At 31.4% G+C, this 17,915-nt stretch carries 19 protein-coding genes; 13 read left to right on the top strand and 6 right to left on the bottom strand.

Annotated features, from left to right (window positions below):
• The first annotated feature begins 5 nt into the window (after positions 1-5).
• The 3 genes from BN2665_RS10405 to BN2665_RS10415 all read left to right on the top strand — a co-directional run bounded on the left by BN2665_RS10405 (position 6) and on the right by BN2665_RS10415 (position 2,116).
• Positions 6-746 carry a LytR/AlgR family response regulator transcription factor gene (locus BN2665_RS10405; RefSeq protein WP_055667035.1) on the top strand — a complete coding sequence of 247 codons (741 nt, stop codon included), beginning with the start codon at positions 6-8 and terminating at the stop codon, positions 744-746.
• Between the two features lie 28 nt (positions 747-774).
• Entirely contained in the window at positions 775-1,182 is a 408-nt protein-coding gene (locus tag BN2665_RS10410) for a PH domain-containing protein (RefSeq protein ID WP_055667036.1), read from the top strand.
• 349 nt (positions 1,183-1,531) lie between these two features.
• On the top strand, positions 1,532-2,116 hold the full coding sequence (locus BN2665_RS10415; RefSeq protein ID WP_055667037.1) for a manganese efflux pump MntP: 585 nt from the start codon (positions 1,532-1,534) through the stop codon (positions 2,114-2,116).
• 192 nt (positions 2,117-2,308) lie between these two features.
• On the opposite strand, the gene BN2665_RS10420 is transcribed toward BN2665_RS10415, so the two are convergent.
• The 6 genes from BN2665_RS10420 to BN2665_RS10445 all read right to left on the bottom strand — a co-directional run bounded on the left by BN2665_RS10420 (position 2,309) and on the right by BN2665_RS10445 (position 7,294).
• Positions 2,309-3,415, bottom strand: a complete 1,107-nt coding sequence (locus tag BN2665_RS10420) for an IS4 family transposase (RefSeq protein WP_055667038.1) — start codon at positions 3,413-3,415, stop codon at positions 2,309-2,311.
• A 147-nt stretch (positions 3,416-3,562) separates the two neighbouring features.
• Positions 3,563-4,078: a ferritin gene (locus BN2665_RS10425; protein ID WP_055667039.1), complete on the bottom strand. Its 516-nt coding sequence runs from the start codon at positions 4,076-4,078 to the stop codon at positions 3,563-3,565.
• An 85-nt stretch (positions 4,079-4,163) separates the two neighbouring features.
• Positions 4,164-4,892, bottom strand: coding sequence for a glycerophosphodiester phosphodiesterase (locus BN2665_RS10430; RefSeq protein WP_055667040.1), 729 nt, complete (start codon positions 4,890-4,892; stop codon positions 4,164-4,166).
• Between the two features lie 12 nt (positions 4,893-4,904).
• Positions 4,905-5,432: a hypothetical protein gene (locus BN2665_RS27320; RefSeq protein WP_055667041.1), complete on the bottom strand. Its 528-nt coding sequence runs from the start codon at positions 5,430-5,432 to the stop codon at positions 4,905-4,907.
• A gap of 10 nt (positions 5,433-5,442) precedes the next feature.
• Positions 5,443-6,099, bottom strand: coding sequence for a response regulator transcription factor (locus BN2665_RS10440; RefSeq protein ID WP_341452624.1), 657 nt, complete (start codon positions 6,097-6,099; stop codon positions 5,443-5,445).
• The gene (locus tag BN2665_RS10445; RefSeq protein ID WP_055667042.1) at positions 6,077-7,294 is read right to left on the bottom strand and encodes a sensor histidine kinase; all 1,218 of its coding nucleotides are present in this window, start codon (positions 7,292-7,294) and stop codon (positions 6,077-6,079) included. The genes BN2665_RS10440 and BN2665_RS10445 overlap by 23 nt, the downstream gene beginning before the upstream one ends.
• A 187-nt stretch (positions 7,295-7,481) precedes the next feature.
• Between BN2665_RS10445 and BN2665_RS10450 the strand changes: the two genes are divergently transcribed.
• The 10 genes from BN2665_RS10450 to BN2665_RS10495 all read left to right on the top strand — a co-directional run bounded on the left by BN2665_RS10450 (position 7,482) and on the right by BN2665_RS10495 (position 17,866).
• Positions 7,482-7,784, top strand: a complete 303-nt coding sequence (locus BN2665_RS10450) for a hypothetical protein (protein WP_055667043.1) — start codon at positions 7,482-7,484, stop codon at positions 7,782-7,784.
• Positions 7,785-8,171: 387 nt separating this feature from the next.
• Positions 8,172-8,807, top strand: coding sequence for a redox-sensing transcriptional repressor Rex (locus BN2665_RS10455; protein WP_055667044.1), 636 nt, complete (start codon positions 8,172-8,174; stop codon positions 8,805-8,807).
• A 186-nt stretch (positions 8,808-8,993) separates the two neighbouring features.
• Positions 8,994-9,776 (top strand): short-chain-enoyl-CoA hydratase, encoded by a 783-nt coding sequence (locus tag BN2665_RS10460; RefSeq protein WP_055667045.1) that lies wholly within the window; start codon positions 8,994-8,996, stop codon positions 9,774-9,776.
• An 89-nt stretch (positions 9,777-9,865) separates the two neighbouring features.
• The gene (locus BN2665_RS10465; protein WP_055667046.1) at positions 9,866-11,005 is read left to right on the top strand and encodes an acyl-CoA dehydrogenase; all 1,140 of its coding nucleotides are present in this window, start codon (positions 9,866-9,868) and stop codon (positions 11,003-11,005) included.
• A 13-nt stretch (positions 11,006-11,018) separates the two neighbouring features.
• On the top strand, positions 11,019-11,798 hold the full coding sequence (locus BN2665_RS10470) for an electron transfer flavoprotein subunit beta/FixA family protein (protein ID WP_055667047.1): 780 nt from the start codon (positions 11,019-11,021) through the stop codon (positions 11,796-11,798).
• 30 nt (positions 11,799-11,828) lie between these two features.
• Positions 11,829-12,839: an electron transfer flavoprotein subunit alpha/FixB family protein gene (locus tag BN2665_RS10475; protein ID WP_055667048.1), complete on the top strand. Its 1,011-nt coding sequence runs from the start codon at positions 11,829-11,831 to the stop codon at positions 12,837-12,839.
• A gap of 96 nt (positions 12,840-12,935) precedes the next feature.
• Positions 12,936-13,784: a 3-hydroxybutyryl-CoA dehydrogenase gene (locus tag BN2665_RS10480; protein WP_055667049.1), complete on the top strand. Its 849-nt coding sequence runs from the start codon at positions 12,936-12,938 to the stop codon at positions 13,782-13,784.
• A 210-nt stretch (positions 13,785-13,994) separates the two neighbouring features.
• Positions 13,995-15,920 carry a sigma-54-dependent Fis family transcriptional regulator gene (locus BN2665_RS10485; RefSeq protein ID WP_055667050.1) on the top strand — a complete coding sequence of 642 codons (1,926 nt, stop codon included), beginning with the start codon at positions 13,995-13,997 and terminating at the stop codon, positions 15,918-15,920.
• Positions 15,921-15,940: 20 nt separating this feature from the next.
• Positions 15,941-16,405 carry a hypothetical protein gene (locus BN2665_RS10490; RefSeq protein WP_055667051.1) on the top strand — a complete coding sequence of 155 codons (465 nt, stop codon included), beginning with the start codon at positions 15,941-15,943 and terminating at the stop codon, positions 16,403-16,405.
• Between the two features lie 294 nt (positions 16,406-16,699).
• The gene (locus BN2665_RS10495; RefSeq protein ID WP_055667052.1) at positions 16,700-17,866 is read left to right on the top strand and encodes an iron-containing alcohol dehydrogenase; all 1,167 of its coding nucleotides are present in this window, start codon (positions 16,700-16,702) and stop codon (positions 17,864-17,866) included.
• Positions 17,867-17,915 lie beyond the last annotated feature (49 nt).

A 17,915-nucleotide genomic window follows, 5' to 3' on the forward strand; every position in this document is an offset into this window, starting at 1 on the left:
AGGTCTTGGGATTAAGGGTATTAGTAGTAGATGATGAAAAAGCCATGAGAACAATATTAAAGAAAGTTATTGGAAAGGTGGAGGGCTTTGAGGTTTTAGCAGAGGCAAAAAACGCAGAAGAAGCTTTGGAGCACTTTGAGATCAATAAACCAGAGGTAGTGTTTCTAGATGTGGAGATGGAAGGAACTACTGGAGTGGAATGCGCAAAAAAAATAGTGGATATAGAGCCTAAAACTATAATTATTTTTGCGACGGCTCATACTGAATACATGACAGAAGCCTTTGAGCTATATGCCTTTGACTACTTGGTAAAGCCCTTCAACATTGAAAGAGTAAATAAAACTCTATTAAAAATAAAAGAATTAAGTAATAATAAAAGTTCTCATGGCATAGATAAAATAATAAAGCATGAAAAAGGTTTGGATAAAATCGTTATAAAAAATAAAGAAGGTATAAGTTTTATAGATACAATGGATATAGTGCTCATACAAAGAGAGGATAGGGCCACAGCCATATATACCTTAGAAGGACATTACATTACCTCAGAAGGCTTAAGTGATATTGAAGAAAGATTAGATAAAAGTCAGTTTTTTAGAAGCCACAAATCCTATATAATAAATTTATCCATGATAAGCAAGATTTTTCCCTATGGAAGATGGACTTATATAGTTAAGTTTAAAAATACAGATAGGGATGCTTTGTTAACTCATGAGAAGTATGAAGAAATAAAAAAGATATTTGTTTAAAGATTAGAGAAAGATTGAGGAAAGATTAATGAACCAAGATAAAAAAAGACTTATAAGTTTGGTTATAATACTATTAGTAATAGTTTTAGTAGGTTCTACTGTATTCTTTTCAAAACTTAAGGTTACAGATGAGGGAATTAAAAATTCAGGTATGTATGGTGTTGATTTAAAATATAGTGACATAGAAGAAGTTAAATTGCAAGAGGAATTGCCCAAAAATCTTATAAGAAGTAATGGTATTAATTTGGGAAGTATTTATATCGGCAAATTTAAAAGCATGGATTCTGAGAAATTAAAATTATTTGTATATTCCTCTAAGGGGCCATTTATATATATAAAACCTAAGAGTAAGGACTATAATTATATTATAATTAATTTTAAGCAAAAGCAGGAAACAGAAAATGTGTTTAAACAAATATCAGATAAGATAAAATGACAAATTTCTAGCATTTAAATTATGATTTTACCTTATATAACAAAATAAAATGCAAAAAGCATAAAAAACGAAAAAGATATTGACAAAAATTTATGTTTTATCTATACTAGTCTATGTTTAGAGAATACTTTCAGGCATAAGGGAGTAGCTTGCAGGATAGTTTATCCTGTTGCAGAGTCAACATACTGATGTTTTTCATCTGGCTTTGTATTAAAAAGTGAGACTTATGTATAACCGTTGATGGGTAGGTTATACATAAGTCTCTTTTCTTTTTGTTTTTAAGGATAACAGTATTAAATTTACTGTTTTCTTTAATGTAATATATAAAAGATGAAGGGGTGCGGAGTATATGAATTTATTATCTATTGTACTTATAGCCTTTGGACTATCTATGGATGCTTTTGCAGTGTCTGTTACTAGCGGAATAGGAGTAAAGGAGGCTAAAGTAAAAAATGCTTTTAAAATCGCTTTTTATTTTGGATTGTTTCAAGGATTAATGCCTTTAATTGGATGGTTTATCGGAAGCAGATTTAAGGATTACATAACTCAAATAGACCATTGGGTAGCTTTTATTTTGTTAGCTGTAATTGGCGGAAAAATGATTTATGAAGCTATAAAGGAAGCTGAGGAAGAGAAAGTAAATTGCTTAACCTTTAAAGTATTAGTAGTTTTAGCTATTGCTACTAGCATAGATGCCTTAGCTGTTGGTATAAGCTTTGCGTTTTTAAGCGTATCTATATTAAAAGCTTCAGCTATTATTGCCTGTATTACCTTTTTCATATGCTTTGCTGGGGTATTTTTAGGAAAGTGGTGTGGAGAGGTTTTTCAAAAGAAGGCGGAGATAGTTGGGGGCGTAATATTATTGTTTATTGGGTTTAAAATATTAGCTGAGCATTTAGAGCTAACGCAGCTTGTAATGAAGTTAATACAATAAAAAAGACGACTTTGCGTTTTAAATGTTGCATTAAGACAATTTTTGAAAACATGATAGCAGCTTATTAGCAAAGGATGGAAAGTTATTTTTCCATCCTTTGTTTTTTAATTATGATATGTGGTTTATATTGAAAAATCAACCAAGATATACGCATATAGATTCCCCCTCCCCAAAGAAGAATTTTTTTAAGCGTTAACCTGTACGGAAATATACTACTGTATATTCATCAAAATCTTCGAGTAAGTTTGATCTTATAATACGCGTTAAGGTAAGCATCGAGTACTTAAGAGCAGTAGTATCACAGCATAAGTATATAAGCATATAAGAAATGAGTGCTGAAAATACTTGTATTTTTATAGCATTTTCATTGTAGCCAATGAGTTTTTTTATTTTAAGGTTTTGCTTAATCCATTTGAAGAATAATTCTATTTCCCATCTATGCTTATAGATCTTTATTATGTCTGAAGCTGGTAAATCAAAAATATTAGTTATAAAGGTCACTGCCTCTCCTTCTTCATTAAAAGTCATGATTTCTCTATAACTTTTAGTAGTAAGATTCTTAGAATAGCTTGTACCCATAATAACTTCAGTATCATATATATCTTTAGAAAGATCTGATGATATCATTCGTTCCTCCATGACTATGGAATGCTTAGTAGCTCTTGTAACAAATTTTATTTCTTTCTTACTAAGCTCATCGTACCATTTATAGTCGTAATAACCTCTATCAAAAACATAGATGCAGCTGTTATGCTCAAAGAGGCCATCAATACATTTTCTATCATTTACCTTACCTTTAACTATGTTAATTTTCTCTGGAAATTCACCATTGAATAAAGTGCTTATCTTTATACCCGCTCTACTATTGTCCATTTGGAAATGTGGAGCAAGCTTTAGAGCAACTAAGATTACTGATGAATCAATAATTTTGATAGGAGGAATGTCCTTCATAAGCCTAACGGCTCCGCGTCTTCTTTTAGCCTTATCTACCAAATGATAAAATATATCTTCAAAAATTCTATAATCTCTCGCAGAATTTTTCCTGGAAAACTGGGAGACACTTGGTACATTAATAAGATTTTTAAGCTTTTTATTTGAAGAAATCTCACTTTCAGCTTCTCTAAGACTTTTGCAACCACGTATATTTAAATAAATCATTGAGTTTATATGAGAGCGTGTATCAAAATGCTGGCTTCTATAATCACCATTGTATTTTTTTATAGTATGCTTAACAAAACTTCCACCGATTTCCGCTATTAATTTATGAAAAACTAGTTTATTATTTTTATTAGATAACATAAATAAACCTCCTTGTGAATGGTTGCTTGTCACTTCCATTTAACCACAAGGAGGTTTTCTCTTTCATTATTAAATTTCTACCAATTAAAATGTGTCAATATAAAATTATTTCTTTAATGCAACAGTAGAAACTTTGCGTCGTCTTTTTTATGCTTGAGCATCTACAGGTGGAGTAAAGGTTCTAGTAGCTAATTCATCATCTAACATGTAAAGTGCAGCAGGATTGGACTCCGATCTCTTAAGCTTAGTTATGATAGACTTGAAGCTGCTTTCTTCCTCCACTTGTTCATCAATAAACCATTTTAGAAGACTAATAGTGGCATGCTCTCTTTCTTCGGTAGCTATATCAGTTAAGTTGTAAATTCTTTGAGTTACAGTTTTCTCATGCTCATAGCCAGCTTCAAATAAATGAAGAACGCTATCAAATTCTATTTGAGGTTTATCTATTTGTTGTAGAATTACTCTTCCATCCATTTGATTTATGTAATCATAAAATTTCATTGCGTGAAATAACTCTTCCTGTGCTTGAACTCTAAAAAAGTTAGCAAAACCATTTAAATCCTCAGCTTCAGCATAGGCAGCCATAGCTAAATAAGAATAAGACGAATAAAATTCGTAGTTAACCTGATCATTCAAAGCCTTCATTAATCTTTCGCTAATCATTTTATATCCTCCTTTTAATTAAATGATATATTTTTATTATATCCAATATAGGCATAATTATCAATGCTATGCAGAATTTATGACATTATTCTAATAATTTGCCTAGCTTATCAGGGAAGTTTGTAATAATGCCATGAATACCTAGCTCTATTAGCTTTTTCATAGTTCGCTCATCATTTACCGTATAAGTATTGATCTCTATATTTTTTGATTTTATCCCAGCTAATATTTCTTCATGCAGCAGCACAAAATAATGAGGATGCAATGCATCGGCTCCTACATAAGCTAAATAGTTTTCAGGCTTATATAAGCCATCTCCGTATAATAAGCCAGTTTTTATAGAGGAGTCAATGGATTTACATTTAACCATAGAATAATGATTAAAGGAAGACAAAATAGAGCTTTTTCCTAATTTGTATTCATGCAGCTTACTTATTACCTTTTCTTCAATGTTCTCATATAATACTAGTGTGTTTTTTAGTTCTAAATTTATGTAAAGATTTTTATCCTTAACATAATCTAAAAACTCTTCTAGGGTAGGTATTTTTTCTCCTTTAAATTTTTCGTGAAATTTGATTCCTGCGTCAAATTCCATTAGTTCCTTATAAGTAAAATCTTTAATATAGCCTGATCCTGTAGTTGTTCTTTCAAGGGTCTCATCATGACAGATTACCGCTACTCCGTCTTTGGTTAATTGAACATCTGTCTCAATACCATGGCATCCAGCCTCTACTGCTTTTTTAAATGCAAGCATGGTATTTTCAGGGTAATAACCGCTGAAGCCCCTGTGAGCTATGTTTAGGCTTTTTTTCATAAACTCATCTCCTTAAGACTTTTTTCTTTTTTCATTAATTGCACTAGAAAGTGTTATAAATACACCCATGAGCAATAGTAATACTGGCCATAAGTTCTTTAATATAAGAGAACTATACATCCAATTATATAAGCTTAATAAATATATCAATGAGCTAAATAGGAATAAAATTATAGCTGTAAATATAGGCCAGTATTTTATTCCAAAGCTTAAATTTTTATATCTAAAGTTATGGATAAAGAATATTAACATAAAAGCAATAGCTAACATAAAAAACAAATGGGCACTTTCAGAGTTCTCCACCACCTTGTTATCATCTAAGGATGAAAAAAGTCCTAAAGTAAATATTATTAAAGAAGGAGTTAGAACTATTATGTTCTTATATCTTTTCCTTCCCCCTAAAAAAATATATACTCCTAAAAAAGCAAAGCTTATTAAAAAGAAAGATAAATCTATGTCTATAAATCCAGTATTTTTAAAAAACATTAAAAATCCGATGGTTATAAGTATTAAGGCAAAAATAGAATTTCTTTTAAGCATTAGATCACCTCTAATTAATATTTAGCTTTTCCTTTAAAAATAGAGCAGCTTGTGTTCTATCGCTAATTCCAAGCTTGCTATATATATTACTTATATAGTTTTTCACTGTGCCCTCTGATATAAACAAAGAAGCAGCTATTTGTTTGTTTGTATAGCCCTTTACTAATAGCTTTGCAATCTCAACTTCTCTTTCAGATAATTCTTCTAATAGCTCATAATCAGAAGAGTAATTATTCTTCTCCTTTGAAGTGCTTGAAAGCTTTGAAACGATTTTAGCAGCTATATTTCCAGGAATTAATAGATTTCCGTGGAAACCATCTCTGATAGCTTGAAGAAGCTTATCACCAGGAATATCTTTTAATAAATAACCATTAGCTCCATTAGACAAAGCCTCTATGATATATTCATCATCATCGAAGGTAGTAAGCATTATTATGGTAATACTAGGTATTTCCTTCTTTATTAGTTTTACACTTTCTACACCATTCATTATAGGCATTCTTATATCCATAAGAATTACATCAGGTTTTAGCTCCTTTGCTTTCTCGTATGCAATCTGACCATTTTCACAGGTGGCAATTACCTCCATATCATCTTCCAAATCTAAAATAGTCTTTAATCCATCTCTCATAAGGGTTTGATCATCAGCTATTAATATTTTTATCAAAATTATCCAACCTTTCTATGGGGAGTTTTATACTTAAAATACATCCTCCTTTTTCAGAAGGACCAATAAAAAATATTCCCTTCAGATTTTCTATCTGTTCTTTCATAACAGTTAATCCAAAGCCGGGTATAATATTTTTACAACCTACACCATAATCTTCTAAGCTAAAGACGAGTTCATCACCATGATTAAAAAGAGTAAAATTGAATTTTTTAGAGTTACCATGTTTTATACCATTAGTTAAACCTTCCATTAAGGCATTATAAATAGTTTTTTCTATTTCTTTAGGAAGTGGGGTCTCTACCTTGATTTCATAATCTATTTCTACTTCAGCATGCTTTATAGTATCACTTATTAAAAGCTTTAAGGAAGGTAGGAATTCAAGGATTTGACCACCGTTTTTTAGCATTCTTACAGATCTTCTTATGTCATTTAATCCCTTTCTAACCTGATCTTGAGCTAAATCTATTTTTTCTATAGCCCTTGGTTTTTCATCTTTCATTAAAAGTCTCTTACCTGCCTCCATTTCTATGAGCACAGTGGTTAAAGTGTGACCTACAGTGTCATGAATTTCCCTAGCTATTCTATTTCTTTCTTGCAATAAAGTCATCTCTTCTAGAGCTTCAGAATGCTCCTTTAATTTTGAATAGGCAGCTTCTAATTTTATGGTTTTTTCTTCTACTTCATGCATAGCTAATATAACCTTTTGCCTTTGTATAATTTGATATTTAGTTAAATATAGAATGCTTGAAATAAAGGCAAAAAGACCAGAGGCTATGAATATAGAAAAGAATAAGTATCTATAGTTTTCTAATAAATCAATGGTTAGTATATTATTAAAACAAAAAGATAAATAGGCCATAAATATAATGAATAAACTAAATCTGGTACTATAGAATAAAATAGCATCAATTAGTATTACTAGAATGTACAAAACTGAGACACCTGACCTATCTATGAGCATTAACCAATAAATTACAGCTAGATCTGACATCAATAAAAACTTTCCCAAATATCTGTACTTTTTATTAATATATAGTATAGAAAGCCTTATACTAGTAGATACAATAAGTATTGAGGATAATATTCCAAGAATCACCTTGTTATTAGAAGAAAAGGTGATTGAAAGAACAAAGGTGAAAATTATTGAAATATATAATATTATTGATATTAATCGTTCACTTCGTTTATCCATAAAGTTCCCCCAAAAGCATGACATAGCATCCATAAATTTCTTATCTTTATTATAACCATTAAAAGTTAATATAGACAACTTTAAAATTAACAAATCATTAATACATTATTAAGAGTTACTTAATACTATTTAATAAACTTTGTGCTAATATAAGTTCATATAATATATAAAGATTAGAGGGATGAATATGGATTACATAAATAAAAATACTTTTAAAGGCTTATGGAATCTAATAATAGTAGCCTGTATAGTACTTTTACTATTCAGTTCAGCTTATGTGATAATAAATGTATTATTGATACTAGGAGTAATATATGGTATATATAAATTAGCAGGTTTTTTATGGATTAAAGCTAAAGATTTCTATTATGGCTTAAATCTTTCTAAAAGTAAAAAGAACTATAAATATGATATAGTAGAGGATCCAGCATATAAAGAAGCTTTTCAAAAGGAAAAAATAATAATTGATATTGAATATAAAGAATTATAGTTATGTAAATAGCCGCCATAATTGGCGGCTATTTCTAATTATCATGCATTTTTTTTGATTTTAGCTAAAATTTATAGTAATATATTAATAAACTTAGTTATAAAATTGACAAAGTTATTAGTTGATAAAATTAAATAAAAAAGCATAAAAAAATTAATTATAGTCAACAATTAAGCTAAAAGATTAATAAAAATAAAAAAAAATAAAATACTTTTAGTAAGAAAATGGCTAAATACTTGTTTTTAATATGATTTTCTTAGTATAATAGTAAAGAAAGATTTTAGTCACTAAGTTTCACATATTTATATTAAAATAAAAATATTTGATATAAACATTAATCTTACTTTAAATTTCTTTAATAGATTGTTAGAAGAGGTGTAAAATAGTATGGATAAGAAAAAAAATATATCAATGGCTGTAATAAAAAGATTACCTAAATATCATAGGTATTTGTTAGAGCTTTTAAGGAATGATGTAGATAGGATATCTTCAAAGGAGTTAAGCGAAAAAATTGGATTTACTGCTTCACAGATAAGACAGGATTTAAACTGTTTTGGTGATTTTGGCCAGCAAGGCTATGGCTATAATGTAAAAGAACTATATAGTCAAATCAGCAATATACTTGGTATCACTAAAGATTATAAATGCATCATAATAGGTGCGGGGAACATAGGTCAAGCTATTGCAAACTATACTAGCTTCGATAAATTAGGCTTTAAGTTAGAAGGTATCTTTGATGCTAATCCAAAGCTTGTAGGTATTAAAATAAGAGATATTGAAATTGAAGACATTGATGATATGCCTAAATTTTTAAGAGAAAATCACATAGATATCGGAATAATATGCGTTCCTAGAGTTAACGCTCAAAAGGTTGCGGATATGCTTGTAAACAATGGAGTTAAAGGTATATGGAATTTCGCTCCAGTAGATTTAGCAGTTTCAGAAGAGGTTATAGTAGAAAATGTACATCTAAGTGAAAGCTTATTGACGCTTACCTATCTACTTAATGAACACGAAGAATAATTTAATTCAAAAAACATTGGATTATTATTGAAAAAATTCTTTAATAGGTATATAATGATAATTGAAGTGAAATACTTCAATTATTTTTATCTTTATTTGTTAGATAATTAACAAACATACTATTTTGGCATGAATTTTGCTTCTTAATAATATAGAAGTGAAATAAAATAACAAGGGAGGATTACCATGGAGTTAAAAAATGTTATCCTTGAAAAAGAAAATAAAGTAGCTATTGTAACAATCAACAGACCAAAAGCATTAAATGCTTTAAATTCAGAAACTTTAAAAGAGTTAGACATTTTAATTGAAAATCTTGAAAACGATGACGAGGTTTATGCAGTTATAATTACAGGTGCAGGAGATAAAGCATTTGTAGCAGGAGCTGATATAACAGAAATGAAGGACTTAAATACTATGGAAGGAAGAAGATTTTCTATATTAGGCAATAAAGTGTTTAGGAGACTTGAAAATTTAGAAAAACCTGTAATTGCAGCTATACCAGGCTTTGCTCTTGGTGGAGGCTGTGAGCTTGCGATGGCTTGTGATATAAGAATTGCTACAGATAAGGCTAAATTTGGACAACCTGAAGTAGGTTTAGGAATCACTCCAGGCTTTGGTGGAACTCAAAGATTAGCTAGAATAGTTGGCTTAGGAAAAGCTAAAGAATTAATTTACACAGGAAGAATAATGAAGGCTGACGAAGCTTTAAATATAGGATTAGTTAATAAAGTTGTAGAAGCAGATAAATTAATGGAAGAAGCCAAAGCTATGGCAAATCAAATAGCTTCTAATGCTCCAATAGCAGTTAAGCTATGCAAGGTTGCTATAAACAGAGGAATGCAATGTGATATAGATACAGCTTTAATGTATGAAGCAGAAGCTTTTGGAGAATGTTTTTCAACGTTAGACCAAAAGGAAGGCATGACAGCTTTTGTAGAGAAGAGAGAAAAGAGCTTCCAAAATAAATAATTATCATTAACATAAAAAATTATACTAGAGATCAGAAATCTGGTCTCTAGCCTTAAGTATGCAGTTAAAAAATAAGGAGGTATAAGTAAATGAATTTTGCACTATCAAAGGAACAAGAATTAGTTAGACAAATGGTAAGAGAGTTTGCAAATGATAAAGTAAAACCAATAGCAGCAGAAATAGATGAAACAGAAAGATTTCCTATGGAAAACGTGGAGTTAATGGCTAAGTATGGAATGATGGGATTGCCTTTCCCAGTTCAATATGGTGGAGCAGGCGGAGATACTCTATCCTATATATTAGCAGTGGAAGAATTATCAAAGGTTTGTGGAACTACAGGGGTTATACTTTCAGCTCACGTTTCCCTTTGTGCATCTTTAATTCAACAATTTGGAACAGAGGATCAAAAACAAAAATACTTAATACCATTAGCTAAAGGTGAAAAAATTGGTGCTTTTGGACTAACTGAGCCTAATGCGGGTACAGATGCATCTGGACAACAAACTATAGCTGTGTTAGAGGGAGATCATTATGTATTAAATGGCTCTAAGATATTTATAACTAACGGTGGAGTGGCAGATGTATTTATCGTATTTGCTATGACAGATAGAAGCAAGGGTGTTAAAGGCATATCAGCATTTATAGTTGAAAAGAACTTCCCAGGTTTCTCTATTGGAAAATTAGAAAACAAAATGGGTATCAGAGCTTCTTCAACTACTGAGCTTATAATGGAAAACTGCATAGTTCCAAAGGAAAACCTAATAGGACAAGAAGGAAAGGGTTTTGGTATAGCTATGAAGACTCTAGATGGAGGAAGAATAGGTATAGCAGCTCAAGCTTTAGGTATAGCAGAAGGTGCTTTAGAAGAATCTATAAACTACATGAAAGATAGAAAACAATTTGGAAAACCATTAAGCGCATTCCAAGGATTACAATGGATGATAGCTGAAATGGACGTTAAAGTAGAAGCTGCAAGACAATTAGTTTATAAATCAGCTTGGTTAAAGGACAATGGTCTACCATATTCTTTAGATGCAGCTAGAGCAAAACTATTTGCAGCAGATGTAGCAATGGAAGTAACTACTAAGGCAGTTCAAATCTTTGGTGGATACGGATATACTAAGGAGTACCCAGTAGAAAGAATGATGAGAGACGCTAAGATAACTGAAATCTATGAAGGAACTTCACAAGTTCAGAAGATGGTTATAGCTGGAAGTGTAATAAAGTAAGGAGGATAAATAAATGAATATAGTGGTTTGTTTAAAGCAAGTACCTGATACAACAGCAGTAAGAATTGATCCAAAAACAGGAACACTTATAAGAGAAGGAGTTCCATCAATTATCAATCCAGAAGATAAACATGCTTTAGAAGAGGCTCTAAGATTAAAAGATCAGTATGGTGCAAAGGTAACTATTATAAGTATGGGACCACCTCAAGCACAAAACGCATTAAGAGAAGCTCTTTGCATGGGAGCTGATGAAGCCATATTAATAACTGACAGAGCCTTTGCAGGAGCAGATACTCTAGCTACTTCAAAAGCTTTAGCAGGAGCTTTAAGAAAACTTGAATATGATATAGTATTCGCAGGAAGACAAGCTATAGACGGAGATACCGCTCAAGTAGGACCAGAAATAGCTGAACATTTAGATATACCTCAAGTTACATACGTTCAAGACGTAAAGGTTGAAGGAGAAACATTATATATAAATAGAGCATTAGAGGATGGATATGAAATTATTGAAGTTAAAGCACCAGTGCTTTTAACAGCTATAAAAGAATTAAATGAGCCAAGATACATGAATGCTAGATATATATTTGATTCTGCTAATAAAGAAATAAAGATATGGTCAGCTAATGATATAGATGTAGAAAAGTCAGAACTTGGACTTGCAGGTTCTCCAACAAAGGTTAAAAAATCTATGACTAAGGAAGCTAAGGGTCAGGGAGAAATAGTTGATAAGCCAGCAGCAGAAGCAGCAGCATATGTTATACAAAAAATGAAAGAAAGACACTACATCTAGTATTTTCTAGTATTGAAGGAGGTATTTAAAATGAACATAGCGGATTACAAAGGCGTTTGGGTTTTTGCTGAGCAAAGAGACGGAGAACTTCAAAAGGTTTCCTTAGAATTATTAGGCGAAGGAAGAAAAATTGCAGATAAATTAGGAGTTAAGTTAACTGCACTATTATTAGGTGATAAAATAGAAGGATTAGCGAAAAATTTAGTAGCTTATGGAGCAGATGAGGTTTTAGTTGCAGAAGATCCTTTATTAAAGAATTATACTACTGATGCTTATACAAAGGTAATTTGCGATTTAGCAAATGAGAAAAAACCTGACATATTTTTTATTGGAGCTACTTTCATTGGTAGAGACTTAGGCCCAAGAGTAGCGGCTAGATTATCCACAGGGTTAACAGCTGATTGTACTTCTTTAGATATAGATGAAGAAGGAAGATATTTATTAGCAACAAGACCAGCTTTTGGTGGAAACTTAATGGCTACTATAGCTTGTGCTGATCACAGACCACAAATGGCTACAGTTAGACCAGGAGTGTTTGAAAAGTTAGCTAAAGATGAGAGTAAGGTAGCTAACATAGAAAAAGTTAGCTTTGAATTAAGCGAAAATGATGTAAGAACTAAAGTAGTTAAAGTAGTTAAAGAACATAAAGATATTGTAGATATAAGCGAAGCTAATATACTTATATCTGGTGGTAGAGGAGTTGGAAACAAAGAAACTTTCAAACTTCTTCAAGACCTAGCGGAAGTAATGGGCGGAACCGTTGCAGCATCTAGAGCTGCAGTAGAAAATGGCTGGTTGGAAAGAGATTACCAAGTTGGACAGACTGGTAAGACAGTAAGACCTAATATATATATAGCCTGCGGAATATCGGGAGCTATACAGCATTTAGCTGGTATGCAGGATTCAGATTATATCATAGCTATCAATAAAGACGCTACGGCTCCAATCATGAAGGCAGCTGACCTTGCTATAGTTGGTGACTTAAATAAAGTAATACCAGAACTTATAGCTCAAGTTAAAGCTAGAAAAGAAAATCAATAATATTTTTTTATATACTTCAGCCGTAATAGGCTGAAGTATAGTATAATATAAGCATAAAAAGGTTTGAATACATATTTTTGTTGGGAGGTCTAGAAAATGGAAAAAATATTTGTTCTTGGTGCAGGTACAATGGGCTCAGGTATAGCTCAAGCTTTCGCAGTTAAAGGGTATGAAGTGGTATTAAGAGATATTAAAGATGAATTTGTTCAAAGAGGCGTGGCTGGAATAAACAAAAGCCTTTCAAAATTAGTTGAAAAAGGTAAGATGACAGCAGAAGCTAAGGACGAAATCATGGCTAGAGTGCATGGTACAGTAGATATGAATGCTGCAGCAGATTGCGATCTTATAATAGAAGCAGCAGTAGAAAATATGGAAATAAAGAGACAAATATTTGGTGAATTGGATAGAATATGTAAGCCTGAAGCTATACTTGCTTCAAATACATCTTCTTTATCCATTACAGAAATAGGTTCAGCTACAAAAAGACCAGATAAGGTTATAGGTATGCATTTCTTCAATCCAGCTCCAGTTATGAAACTAGTTGAAATCATAAGAGGAATAGCGACTTCTCAAGAATGCTATGATAAAGTAAAAGAATTATCTTTAGCTATAGGAAAAGATCCAGTAGAAGTTGCTGAAGCTCCAGGATTTGTAGTTAATAGAATATTAATTCCAATGATCAATGAAGCTATCTGTGTTTTATCAGAAGGTACTGCTTCTGCGGCAGATATCGATAAATCCATGATGCTTGGAGCAAATCATCCAATGGGACCTCTTACACTATCAGACTTTATAGGAAATGATATAGTACTAGCTATTATGGATGTTTTATATAAAGAAACGGGAGATCCTAAATACAGAGCTTGCCCATTATTAAAGAAATATGTAAGAGCAGGCTATCTTGGAAGAAAAACTGGAAGAGGATTCTTTGACTATTCAAAATAAAAATTGTAAATTAAAAAAGGGGTTGTCTCAAAGTGATACAACCCCTTTTAAGTATTGTAAAAAAATAATGGATGGCTGGTTACTTTTACAGGTGCGTTGAATGTTGCGTAAAACTGTATATTAACTTATGTTAAAGATGAGTAGTAATTAAAGAATTTTTAGCAGAAGTTAGTATATACATTGCATCAAATTTTATAGGAGCTGAAGTGAATGTATAATAAAAAAAGCCACGATGAAATTATAAAAGAATCCCATGAAAGATCTAAAGAGTATGGCATTGAAAAAGAGAGGATCGTTTCTAAAAAGATACTAAAAGGTAAGGAAGTTTCAGATACTATAAGAAATAACAAAAGATTAATAACCGTAGCAGCACCTTTTGTAAAGATACTATACGATTTTGTAATAGGTTCTGGTTTTATAATAATTTTAACGGATAGAGAAGGCTGTATTTTAAATTTAATAGGAGATAAGGACATAGTTAACGCTGCTAAGGAATTGAATATGGTCATAGGGGCTTATATGGATGAAGGAAGTATAGGTACTAATGCTATGGGTACTGCTATAAAAGAAGATTCACCAATACAGGTTTCAGCAAAAGAACATTTTATTACTGCATATCATAGGTGGACTTGTTCCGCGGCGCCTATTCATGATATTCAGGGGAATATCATCGGAACCTTAAATTTAACAGGCAGAAGTCATCTAGTTAATCCTCATAGCCTGGGATTGGTGGTAGCTGCAGTTAGATCCATAGAAAATCAAATGAAAATGGAAAGTACTCAAAAGAAGCTTCAAGAGGCCTATTTGTATATGAATACTATAATGAATTCTATTTCTTATGGTATCTTAGCTATAGACAAGGATGGCATAATAAATAGCATAAATGATACTGCTTGCAAAATCATAAGATTAGAAAGAAAAGAGATAATTAATAAGACTATAGACATTATAGATAGTAATTTAGCACACTTTTTAACAGAGTTTAAAGAAGGGAAGAATATAAGAGACGAAGAATTACATTTTAAACTTCGAGGACTTAGAGAAAGATATACCATGGATGCCTATCCTATTCACTCAGAAAATGGAGTAGTAGGCACTGTTATACTATTAAAGGATATGCAAAATGTTATCAACCTAGTAAATAAATATACTGGTATGAGAGCGAAATATAGCTTTGAAGATTTCATAGGAGAAGGCTTAGAGGTTAAGAGGATAAAAGAATACGCAAAGAATGTAGCGGATAGCCCATCTACCATATTGATTGAAGGTGAAAGCGGTACTGGTAAAGAAGTGTTAGCTCAGGCTATTCATAACTATAGCAATAGAAGAGATCTTGGATTTGTAGCTATAAATTGTGGTGCTATATCAAAAAATTTAATTGAAAGTGAGCTTTTCGGCTATGATGAAGGAGCTTTCACCGGTGCAAAAAAAGGCGGCCATCCTGGTAAATTTGAATTAGCTAATGGAGGAACCCTTTTTTTAGATGAGATAGGAGAGATGCCTATAGATATGCAGGTAAATCTTTTAAGAGTGCTACAGGAGGGGGTAGTAACAAGAGTGGGAGGAAATAAATATGTCCCCATTGATGTGAGGGTTATGGCAGCCACCAATAAGGATTTAAGAAAGGAGGTTGCTAAGGGAAACTTCAGGCAGGACCTTTATTATAGGCTCAGTGTTATTCCTATAACTATACCGCCTTTAAGAGAACGTAAAGAGGATATTCCTTTATTAATAAAGCACTTTCTTCAAGTTAAATCTAAAAAGCTTAACAAACCTATCCCGCCAATAACTGAAGAGCAATATTATAAAATATTAGGTTATAATTGGAAGGGAAATGTAAGAGAGCTAGAGAATTTTATTGAAAAATTTATAATTCTTGGTGGAGAAGTAGATATAGAGCATATGAACAATAATAGACTAAATTATGAGAAATTTAAAGAAATAGTATGTAGTGAGGATACCAAGGAGTATGAGGAGTGCTATGTGAAATCCTTGGAGGAGCTAGAAAGAAGGGCCATATTAGCTTGTTATAAAAAGTATGATGGTAATATTTCTAAAGTAGCTACTACATTAAATATAGGAAGAAATACATTGTATTCTAAAATTAAAAAGTATAATATAGATTTTGAAGGTTAAATATTATGAGGAGGATTAACATGAGTTTAAAAGGATTTATTACTTCTGTAGTTATGGCAGTATTGCTTTGCCTTTCTTCATTTATTATCGGAGTTAAGTTTACTTTGATAATATTAGGACTATTTTATATTATACAAGGGATATTATACCAGTATAATAAGGATTATTATATTAAGATACAAAATGTTATAAATGCAGATAGAGAGAGGATTTATGAAAGTAAAAGTGATGAATTTAAAGAATATATAAAGTCAGATCCTATATCTTGCTTTTTTGTAGGTATATTATTTATGTACTTAGGCTTTAGGTATGCTTACTTAGTACCTTCCATTAAATATTACATAGCTGTAAGTATATTTGTAATATCTAACTATTTTATAGAGATATATGCTATGAGTAAAAGCGTTGATTGGCAGGATTATAAAAAGAAAAGTATTTTACCTATATTAATAATATTGATTTTTGTGCTATTTTTGTTAAATTAATAATAATATATGTTGGTATAGATGTTCTAAAATGGAACTATGTTCTGAAATAGAACATAAAGTATTTTCAAAATATGTACTATTATCGAACAATTGATGTTTTGGTGATGAGAATAACTATATTTTCATCACCTTTTTTATTTTATTTTTGAAATAAAATCGGCTAATAATCAGATATAGACAATGTAAAATGCTTTTTTAAAAGAAGATTGTTAAATAAATGACTAAATTGGCATGAATATTGCGATGTATTAAAAATGTAAAAATAAATTCAAAACTCAGGAGGGTCAAAAAATGAATAGATTTACATTGCCAAGAGATATTTATTTTGGAAAAGGAAGCATGGAGTATTTAAAAACTATTAAGGGTAAGAGAGCGGTAATCGTAACCGGTGGAAGCTCCATGCAAAAGTTTGGATTCTTAGATAAGGTAGAGAGTTATTTAAAAGCAGCTGGTATAGAGACAAAAAGAATTGAAGGTGTTGAGCCAGATCCGTCAGTAGAGACAGTGATGAATGGTGCAGCTTTAATGAGAGAATTTGAACCAGATTGGATAATATCTATTGGTGGTGGATCACCTATAGATGCTGCAAAAGCCATGTGGATATTCTATGAGCATCCAGAGGTTACTTTTAACGATGTAAAGGATCCTTTCACAGTACCAGAGTTAAGAAATAAGGCTAAGTTTATAGCTATACCATCTACTAGTGGTACTGCTACTGAAGTTACAGCTTTCTCAGTAATAACTGATTATAAAGCAGAAATAAAATATCCTCTAGCAGACTATAATCTAACTCCAGATGTGGCTATTGTTGATCCAGAGCTTGCAGAAACTATGCCAGCTACTCTAACTGCACATACAGGCATGGATGCTTTAACTCATGCTATAGAAGCTTATGTAGCTGCGTTACATTCTCCATTCTCAGATCCTTTAGCTATGCAGGCCATAGAAATGGTAAGAGATTATTTATTAGATTCTTATAAAGGGAATGCTAATGCAAGAGAACAAATGCATATAGCTCAATGCTTAGCAGGGATGGCTTTCACTAATGCTTTATTAGGAATAACTCATAGTATGGCACACAAGACCGGTGCCGTGTTCCATATACCACATGGATGTGCTAATGCCATATATTTACCTTATGTAATAGATTTTAATAAAAAGGCCTGTGGAGATAGATATGCTCAAATAGCTAAGAATTTAGGTTTGGAAGGAAATAGTGAAGAAGAATTAATAAAAGCTTTAACAGATATGATAAAAGATTTAAATAAGAAAATGAGAATCCCTCAAACTCTGAAAGCTTATGGAATAACTGAAGAAGAATTCTATAAAAACTTAGATAGAATATCAGAAAATGCTGTGAAAGATGCATGTACAAGTTCAAATCCAAGAACTATTTCTGTGGAAGAAATGAAGAAGGTCTATACTTGTACCTTTACAGGAGAAGAAGTTAATTTTTAGTCATCTGAAAAATAACTAGCCCAATATATTCATAGATCAATTGATTATT

The sequence above is a fragment of the Desnuesiella massiliensis genome (genome assembly GCF_001403615.1).
In the GTDB taxonomy this organism is placed as follows: Bacteria; Bacillota; Clostridia; order Clostridiales; family Clostridiaceae; genus Desnuesiella; species Desnuesiella massiliensis.

Coding starts and splice junctions, on each gene's coding strand:
- BN2665_RS10410 (WP_055667036.1), top strand. CDS start 775: ATGAACCAAGATAAAAAAAGACTTATAAGTTTGGTTATAATACTATTA.
- BN2665_RS10415 (WP_055667037.1), top strand. CDS start 1,532: ATGAATTTATTATCTATTGTACTTATAGCCTTTGGACTATCTATGGAT.
- BN2665_RS10420 (WP_055667038.1), bottom strand. CDS start 3,415: ATGTTATCTAATAAAAATAATAAACTAGTTTTTCATAAATTAATAGCG.
- BN2665_RS10425 (WP_055667039.1), bottom strand. CDS start 4,078: ATGATTAGCGAAAGATTAATGAAGGCTTTGAATGATCAGGTTAACTAC.
- BN2665_RS10430 (WP_055667040.1), bottom strand. CDS start 4,892: ATGAAAAAAAGCCTAAACATAGCTCACAGGGGCTTCAGCGGTTATTAC.
- BN2665_RS27320 (WP_055667041.1), bottom strand. CDS start 5,432: ATGCTTAAAAGAAATTCTATTTTTGCCTTAATACTTATAACCATCGGA.
- BN2665_RS10445 (WP_055667042.1), bottom strand. CDS start 7,294: ATGGATAAACGAAGTGAACGATTAATATCAATAATATTATATATTTCA.
- BN2665_RS10450 (WP_055667043.1), top strand. CDS start 7,482: ATGGATTACATAAATAAAAATACTTTTAAAGGCTTATGGAATCTAATA.
- BN2665_RS10455 (WP_055667044.1), top strand. CDS start 8,172: ATGGATAAGAAAAAAAATATATCAATGGCTGTAATAAAAAGATTACCT.
- BN2665_RS10460 (WP_055667045.1), top strand. CDS start 8,994: ATGGAGTTAAAAAATGTTATCCTTGAAAAAGAAAATAAAGTAGCTATT.
- BN2665_RS10465 (WP_055667046.1), top strand. CDS start 9,866: ATGAATTTTGCACTATCAAAGGAACAAGAATTAGTTAGACAAATGGTA.
- BN2665_RS10470 (WP_055667047.1), top strand. CDS start 11,019: ATGAATATAGTGGTTTGTTTAAAGCAAGTACCTGATACAACAGCAGTA.
- BN2665_RS10475 (WP_055667048.1), top strand. CDS start 11,829: ATGAACATAGCGGATTACAAAGGCGTTTGGGTTTTTGCTGAGCAAAGA.
- BN2665_RS10480 (WP_055667049.1), top strand. CDS start 12,936: ATGGAAAAAATATTTGTTCTTGGTGCAGGTACAATGGGCTCAGGTATA.
- BN2665_RS10485 (WP_055667050.1), top strand. CDS start 13,995: ATGTATAATAAAAAAAGCCACGATGAAATTATAAAAGAATCCCATGAA.
- BN2665_RS10490 (WP_055667051.1), top strand. CDS start 15,941: ATGAGTTTAAAAGGATTTATTACTTCTGTAGTTATGGCAGTATTGCTT.
- BN2665_RS10495 (WP_055667052.1), top strand. CDS start 16,700: ATGAATAGATTTACATTGCCAAGAGATATTTATTTTGGAAAAGGAAGC.